This window comes from Salmonella sp. SAL4457, from assembly GCF_046548235.1.
GTDB lineage: Bacteria > Pseudomonadota > Gammaproteobacteria > Enterobacterales > Enterobacteriaceae > Salmonella > Salmonella enterica.
Genome location: NZ_JBGDZO010001315.1, coordinates 1 through 237, shown reverse-complemented (window position 1 = coordinate 237; position 237 = coordinate 1). Strand labels below are relative to the sequence as shown.

1 protein-coding gene is annotated in these 237 nt (G+C 62.9%); it reads left to right on the top strand.

Going from position 1 to position 237, the window contains the following annotated elements:
* The coding region (locus ACLJNW_RS28445) for a DUF2789 family protein (protein WP_410962022.1) at positions 1-148 on the top strand (148 nt) is incomplete at its 5' end.
* Positions 149-237: the final 89 nt, after the last annotated feature.

Genomic DNA, 237 nt, shown 5'->3' with positions numbered 1-237 from the left:
CGCCCGGCACCACCTCGAGGAGGGCACGGCGCTGCCCGATGCGCCATTCTGGAACCCTGCCCAGGCCAGCTTCCTGCGCGAGGCCCTGGCCGAGGACTCCGACTGGGCCGAACAGGTCGATGAACTGGCCTTGCAACTGACCCGCTGAAAAAAACGCAAACTGATGCGCTGACGGCTCTATCGTGCGGAACTTGCTATGAGTTGGCGGGGAATTTCAAGTCACCGGCATCGATAGCC